General features: G+C 67.3%; 6 protein-coding genes. All 6 read left to right on the top strand.

The features are described from left to right. Positions 1 to 65: 65 nt before the first annotated feature. Positions 66 to 1,841 (top strand): pilus assembly protein TadG-related protein, encoded by a 1,776-nt coding sequence (locus ACFDTC_RS16665; protein WP_375260005.1) that lies wholly within the window; start codon positions 66 to 68, stop codon positions 1,839 to 1,841. Next, positions 1,841 to 2,371 carry a TadE/TadG family type IV pilus assembly protein gene (locus ACFDTC_RS16660; protein ID WP_375260004.1) on the top strand — a complete coding sequence of 177 codons (531 nt, stop codon included), beginning with the start codon at positions 1,841 to 1,843 and terminating at the stop codon, positions 2,369 to 2,371. The genes ACFDTC_RS16665 and ACFDTC_RS16660 overlap by 1 nt, the downstream gene beginning before the upstream one ends. A 3-nt stretch (positions 2,372 to 2,374) precedes the next feature. Continuing rightward, complete coding sequence (locus ACFDTC_RS16655; protein WP_375260003.1) at positions 2,375 to 2,935, top strand: TadE/TadG family type IV pilus assembly protein; 561 nt, start codon at positions 2,375 to 2,377, stop codon at positions 2,933 to 2,935. An 85-nt stretch (positions 2,936 to 3,020) separates the two neighbouring features. Continuing rightward, positions 3,021 to 3,311, top strand: coding sequence for a hypothetical protein (locus ACFDTC_RS16650; protein WP_375260002.1), 291 nt, complete (start codon positions 3,021 to 3,023; stop codon positions 3,309 to 3,311). A gap of 85 nt (positions 3,312 to 3,396) precedes the next feature. After that, a complete protein-coding gene (dnaG, locus tag ACFDTC_RS16645; RefSeq protein ID WP_375260001.1) occupies positions 3,397 to 5,355 on the top strand; it encodes a DNA primase in 1,959 nt (652 codons plus the stop codon). Between the two features lie 125 nt (positions 5,356 to 5,480). Continuing rightward, on the top strand, positions 5,481 to 7,228 hold a 1,748-nt coding region (rpoD, locus tag ACFDTC_RS16640), incomplete at its 3' end, for an RNA polymerase sigma factor RpoD (RefSeq protein ID WP_375260000.1).

Below are 7,228 nucleotides of genomic sequence, written 5' to 3'. Positions count from 1 at the left end.
AATGCGATCCTACTCCTGTCTCCAAACCCGCGACACGCATCGGCGGGAGAGAGGATCGTCGGAGAATGACCGCACCCACCAGACCGCCCCGCGTGATCGACCGCTTCGCCGCGTCCGAGGACGGCAGCGTCACCCTCTTCTCGGCCCTGTTCATCGTGCTGATCCTGGTCATCACCGGCGCCGCTGTGGACATCATGCGGCAGGAAGCGGTGCGCGCGCAGATGCAGGGGATCGCCGACCGCGCGGTGCTGGCCGCCGCCGACCTCGACCAGTTGCAGGACCCCGAGACGGTGGTGAACGACTACATGACCAAGGCGGGCATCTCCGAGACGCTCGCCTCGGTGACGGTGGACCGGTCGCTGAACCACCGGGTCGTCAGCGCGCACAGCGAGACGGACCTGAACACCTTCTTCCTGCGCATGTCCGGCTACGACACGCTGGACGTGGTCGCCCGCAGCACCGCCGAGGAGCGGATCTCGAACGTCGAGATCTCGCTGGTGCTCGATATCTCGGGCTCGATGCGCTTCAACAACCGGATCGCCCACATGCGCCCCGCGGCGCAGAACTTCGTCTCGAAGGTGCTGGACGAGGACAGCAACGGCGTCACCACGCTCAACGTCGTGCCCTTCGCCGGCCACGTGAACCCCGGCGAGGTGCTGTTCGAGTATTTCCGCGGCGACCGCCCGACGCTGCCCCCGGCCGAGACCGAGACCGAGGAGGTCGCCGACTTCTTCGAACCGTGGGCGCAGGCAATTTCGAACGTGGTGTTCTACTTCGATCTCGACGGCGACAACCGGTTCGACCGCGCCCACAAGATCGAGGGTTTCCCCGAGACCGCGCCGCGCGACGTCGACGAATTCCTGTCGGGGGCGGTGGGCTTCTTCATGGCCTACGACAACGATCTCAACGACAGCGCCCAGTTCCTGGGCGCGTCGATCAAGGGCGGCACGCAGAGCACGCGCTACTTCCAGGTCAAGGGCGACGAGAACGGCCCGGGCTCGGATCTCGGCCCGACCAACAACCGCGGGCGGATCCCGGGGTGGACGCTCGATTACGACTGGATCGATTTCGACAGCTACACGGCGAACTACACGCCCCCCGCGCCGGCGCCCGAGCCGCAGCAGGTCAACATGCCGTCCTCGTGCATCGAGATCGAGGCGCACGAATTCGCCACGACCGAGATGCCGACCTCGACCGATTTCGTGCCGCTGTTCCACTACTGGGAGACCGACACCGAGACGATGGACTGGGGCTGGTGCCCGCAGGAGGACACCGCGATCCACTACTATTCCTCGGACCGCGAGGGCCTGCTGGACTTCCTCGAGACGATGCGCATGCACGACGGAACGGGCCTGCATATCGGCGCCAAGTACGGGCTGGCGCTGCTCGACCCGGCCAACCGCGACGAGGTGCGCCACCTGATCGCCAACGGGCTGGTCGATCCCAGCTTCGACGGCCGGCCGATCGACTGGAACGACCCCGAAACGGAAAAGTACATGGTCATCATGACCGACGGCGAGACGACCGAGCAGTTCCGCCCGAACGACCCGTCGGCCGCAATCAACGGCGAGGTCGAGCTGTCGCGCCAGAGCGGCGCACCCTACTACACGCTCACCTCCAAGAGCGCGAATGTCGGCTACCTGCAGCAGCAGTGCGCGCTGGCCAAGGCGCGCGGCGTGCAGGTCTTCACCATCGCGTTCGAGACGAACGACGCCGCGGCCAACGACATGCGCGCCTGTGCCTCGTCCGAAAGCCACTTCTTCCGCGCCAACGGGCAGCAGATCTACGACGCCTTCGACACCGTCGCGCGCCAGATCAACAACCTGAGGCTGGTCGAGTGATGCATGCGCTCCGTCGCCTGAAGCGCTTCCGCCGGGACGAGCGCGGCAACGTCACGATCGAATTCGTGATCTGGTTCTCGGTCGTGTTCATGCTGCTCGCCAGCGGGATCGAGATCGCCTACATGAACCTGCGCCACGCCATGCTGGAACGCGCGGTGGACGTCGCCGTGCGCGACATCCGCCTTGGCACGGGCACCCCGCCCGACTACGAGGCCGTGCGCGAGAACATCTGCCGCATCGCCGAGATCGTGCAGGACTGCAACGGCAACCTCACGCTCGAGATGATCCAGGTCTCGCCGCGCGACCTCGTGGGCTTCACCGAGGCCGCCGATTGCCGCAACGTCGAGGAAGAACCGCGCCCGGTGCGCAACTTCGCCGCCGGCGTCGACAACCAGATGATGCTGCTGCGCGCCTGCATGTCGTTCGAGCCGGTCTTCCCGACGATCGGCATGGGCGCGAACCTGCATCACGACGAGCAGGGCTATTCGTGGCTGGTCGCCAAGTCGGCCTTCGTGCAGGAGCCGAGGTAAGCCATGATCGACCTCACCGCCGCCCTCATCCGCCGCCTGCGCGCCTTCGGTCGCGACGAGCGCGGCGTGATCTCGATCGAGTTCGTGATCTGGATGCCGCTGATCCTGGCGGTCATGGCCTCGACCTTCACCCTGTTCGAGGCCTTCCGCCAGAAGAGCCTCAACATCAAGGCGGCCTACACGATCTCGGACGCGATCTCGCGCGAGACGGATCCGATCGATGCCGCCTATCTCGACGGAATGCTGTCGGTGCTGCGCTTCCTGGCCGACAGCGACGGCAGCTACGGGCTGCGCGTGACGCTGGTGCGCTACGACGCCAACAGCGACACGCACGAGGTCGGCTGGTCGCAGGCGCGCGGGGAGTTCGTCACGATGGACGACGACATGCTGGCGGGCCTGCGCGACAGGCTGCCGGCGCTGCTGCACAACGAGCGCGTGATCGTCGTCGAGACCGAGACCGAGCACACGCCCGTCTTCGAAATCCCCGCGCTGCAGCCGCAGAGCTTCTACAACTTCGTCTTCACCCGCCCCCGTTTCGCGCCGCAGATCGTCTGGGCCGGCTGAGCCGCCGGTTGCCCCCGGCGCGCTGACGGTCTAGCTGTCGGCGCGATGCGGCCCGTTCGGGCCGCCGCCCGGAGGGAGATGGATCATGCCGCGCTTCGCGTTCGTTCTGGCCCTGTCGAGCCTGCCGCTGCTGCCCGGACTGGCCCGCGCGCAACAATACGACCGGCAGGAATGCGCCAGCCAGGCCGAGATGGTCATGACCGGCGTCAATGCGCGTGCCGAGGGCCGCAGCCGCGACCAGGCGATCGACGCGCTGGCCGACCGTCTGCCCACCGACGTGGCGGGGATGCTGGTCGACTGGATCTACGCCCTGCCGCCGGAACTCCTGACCGATAAGGTCGGCGAGGCGTGGCGCGCCCAGTGCGAGGCGCTCTGATCCGGCGCGCCGCACCGGCGCCGCGACCGCCGCGTCGCGCACCGTCACGCTTGGAATCACCGCCGCGCGGCGCGATACTGCGCGCATGAGTCTGCCCCCCGGTTTCCTGGACGAATTGCGCACCCGCACCAGCCTGACGCAAGTCGTCGGTCGCAAGGTCATGTGGGACAACCGCAAGTCGAACCAGGGCAAGGGCGACATGTGGGCGCCGTGCCCCTTCCACCACGAGAAGACCGCCTCGTTCCACGTCGACGACCGCAAGGGCTTCTACTACTGCTTCGGCTGCCAGGCGAAGGGCGACGCGATCAAGTTCGTCTGCGAGACCGAGAACGTGGGCTTCATGGAAGCGGTCGAGATCCTCGCCGGCGAGGCCGGCATGGAGGTGCCGAAACAGGATCCCCGCGCCCAGCAGAAGGCCGACCGCAACACCCAGCTGGTGGAGGTGATGGAGATGGCCGTCGCCTTCTACCGGATGCAGTTGCAGCGTGGCGTCGCGGCCGATGCGCGCGCCTATCTCGACCGTCGGGGGCTCAAGCCCGACGCGCTGGAGCGGTTCGAGATCGGCTTCGCCCCCGACGGCTGGGAGGCGCTGCGCACGCATCTGGAAGGCAAGGGCGTCGATCCGGCGCTGATGCGCGAAGCCGGGCTGGTCAAGGAGTCCGACAAGGGGCGCAAGCCCTACGACGTGTTCCGCAACCGCATCATGTTCCCGATCCGCGACGGGCGGGGCAGGGCGATCGCCTTCGGCGGCCGCGCGATGGACCCGAACGACAACGCGAAGTACCTGAACTCGCCCGAGACGCCGCTGTTCGACAAGTCGCGCAACCTCTACAACCTGCGCGCCGCGCGCGAGGCCGCCGGCAAGGGCCAGACCCTGGTGGTGGCCGAGGGCTACATGGACGTCATCGCGCTGTCCGAGGCCGGGTTCGAGGCCGCCGTGGCCCCCTTGGGCACCGCCGTGACCGAGCCGCAGATCCAGCTCATGTGGCGCGTCAGCGACGAGCCGGTGATCGCGCTCGACGGCGACAAGGCCGGCCTGCGCGCCGCCGCGCGGGTGATCGACCTGGCGCTGCCGCTGCTCGAGGCGGGCAAGGGGTTGCGCTTCGCGCTGATGCCCGAGGGCAAGGATCCCGACGACCTGCTGCGCGCCGAGGGCCCGCAAGCGGTGGCCAAGGTGTTGGACGCCGCGCGCCCCATGGTCTCGGTCCTGTGGGAGCGCGAGATCGAGGGCCGCGATTTCGACAGCCCCGAACGGCGCGCCGCGCTGGACAAGGCGCTGCGCGCGCGCATCGCGGCCATCAAGGACCCCAGCGTGCGGCACCATTACGGCCAGGCGATCAAGGACCTGCGGTGGGAGCTGTTCCGCTCGAAGCCCAAGCCGCGCGAGAACGGTGGCGGCGGCGGTCCGCGCAAGCCGTGGCGCCGCGACGCGCCGCAGCCTGCCACGCCGCTGGCCAAGGCGTCGCTGCTGGCGATGGCCAACGAGGGCACCGAGACGCGTCTGCGCGAGGCGGTCGTGCTGGCCGCCGTGATCACCACGCCGCAGATCGCGGCCGAGTTCGAGACCCGGCTCGAGGCGCTCGACTGCATCGACCCCGACCACGCCGCCCTGCGCGACGCGATCCTGCGCTGCATCGGCAACGAACGCGCCATGCGCGCGCAATGCGAGGACGCTATCGGGCCGGATGCCCTTGAAACGATGCTGGCCTCGCGCCATCTGATGATCGTGCCATGCCTGAGGCGACCCGGGGATGCCGACCTTGCCCGCATGACGGTGGCCGAGGTTCTGGCCAAGCTGGAAGCAGCGCGGGGCTGGCACGCCGAGATGGCCGAGGCCGAAGAGGATCTCGAACGCCATCCCGACGAGGCGCTGACATGGCGCCTGGCGCAAGTCGCGCAGGCCCGCAGCCAGGCGGGGCGGCTCGACGAGGAGGACGACGCCGATTTCGAGATCGGCCCGAACGGCGCACACGTGGACCGGACCGAGCGCAGCGCGCTCGATTCGTTGCTGGCCCAGATCCGCTTCGACAAGGGACGGCAATAGCGGACGTAAGAATTATGTTAGGGAAACAGCCGGGAAATCTGGGTAAACCGGTTTGCGAATCACGATGACGCCGGTTTGATTCGGTCAGGACGAATCATCGCCCGTCCCTCGATCAGGAGAGCCTTATGGCAGCCAAGGACAACGACGACGCGAAGCCTCAGGAGCAGGAGGAAGAGCTGTCGCTCGACATGAGCCAGGCCGCGGTCAAGAAGATGATCGCCGACGCGCGCGAGCGCGGGTACATCACGTATGACCAGCTCAACCAGGTTCTGCCGCCCGATCAGGTCAGCTCGGACCAGATCGAGGACGTGATGTCGATGCTCTCGGAAATGGGCATCCAGGTCACCGAGGAAGACGAGGACGGCGAGGAAGACGACGCCAAGGGCACCACCGACCTGGTCGAGACCAAGCGCGCCGGCGAGGTCACGCTGGGCTCGGGCACGTCCGAGAAGCTCGACCGCACCGACGACCCGGTGCGCATGTACCTGCGCGAGATGGGCAGCGTCGAGCTGCTGTCGCGCGAGGGCGAGATCGCCATCGCCAAGCGGATCGAGGCTGGCCGCAACACGATGATCCTGGGGCTGTGCGAAAGCCCGCTGACGTTCCAGGCGATCACCATCTGGCGCGAGGAACTGCTCTCCGAGGACATCCTGCTGCGCGACGTGATCGACCTCGAGACGACGTTTTCGGGGCAGATGGGCGAAGAGGGCGAGCTGGGCGAGCCGGTGGTCGACACCGCCGGCGCCGACACGTCGAAATCGGACGAGTCCGGCGGCAGCCCGGAATACGACGCCGACGGCAACCCGATCGCCAAGGAAGACGACGAGGACGACGACGAGCAGGCCAACATGTCGCTCGCCGCGATGGAGGCCGCGCTGAAGCCGCGCGTGCTGGAAACCCTCGACCGGATCGCGCGCGACTACGAAGAGCTGGCCGCGATGCAGGACAGCCGGATCTCGGCCACGCTGAACGAGGACGGCTCGTTCTCGGCCGACGACGAATCCCGCTACCAGATCGTACGCGGCGAGATCGTCGAGCTGGTCAACGGCCTGCACCTGCACAACAACCGCATCGAGGCGCTGATCGATCAGCTCTACGGCATCAACAAGCGCATCATGGCGATCGACAGCGCGATGGTGAAGCTGGCCGACCAGGCGCGCATCAACCGCAAGGAATTCATCGACGAGTATCGCGGGCACGAGCTCGACCCGTCGTGGATGGAGCGCATGGGCCAGAAGCCCGGCCGCGGCTGGCAGACCTTCATCGAACGTTCCTCCGACAAGGCCGAGGAGCTGCGTGCCGAGATGGCGCAGGTCGGCCAGTATGTCGGCCTCGACATCGCCGAGTTCCGCCGCATCGTGAACCAGGTCCAGAAGGGCGAGAAGGAAGCCCGGGTCGCCAAGAAGGAGATGGTCGAGGCCAACCTGCGCCTCGTGATCTCGATCGCGAAGAAGTACACCAACCGCGGCCTGCAGTTCCTGGACCTCATCCAGGAGGGCAACATCGGCCTGATGAAGGCCGTCGACAAGTTCGAGTATCGCCGCGGCTACAAGTTCAGCACCTACGCGACGTGGTGGATCCGGCAGGCGATCACCCGCTCGATCGCCGACCAGGCGCGCACCATCCGTATCCCCGTGCACATGATCGAGACGATCAACAAGCTGGTGCGCACCGGCCGCCAGATGCTGCACGAGATCGGCCGCGAACCGACGCCCGAAGAGCTGGCCGAGAAGCTGCAGATGCCGCTCGAGAAGGTCCGCAAGGTGATGAAGATCGCCAAGGAACCGATCAGCCTCGAGACGCCCATCGGCGACGAAGAGGACAGCCAGCTCGGCGATTTCATCGAGGACAAGAACGCCGTCCTGCCGCTGGA

Origin of the sequence: Citreimonas sp. (genome assembly GCF_042096055.1) — a bacterium.
In the GTDB taxonomy this organism is placed as follows: domain Bacteria; phylum Pseudomonadota; class Alphaproteobacteria; order Rhodobacterales; family Rhodobacteraceae; genus Citreimonas.
This window is presented reverse-complemented; position numbering and strand designations above follow the sequence as displayed.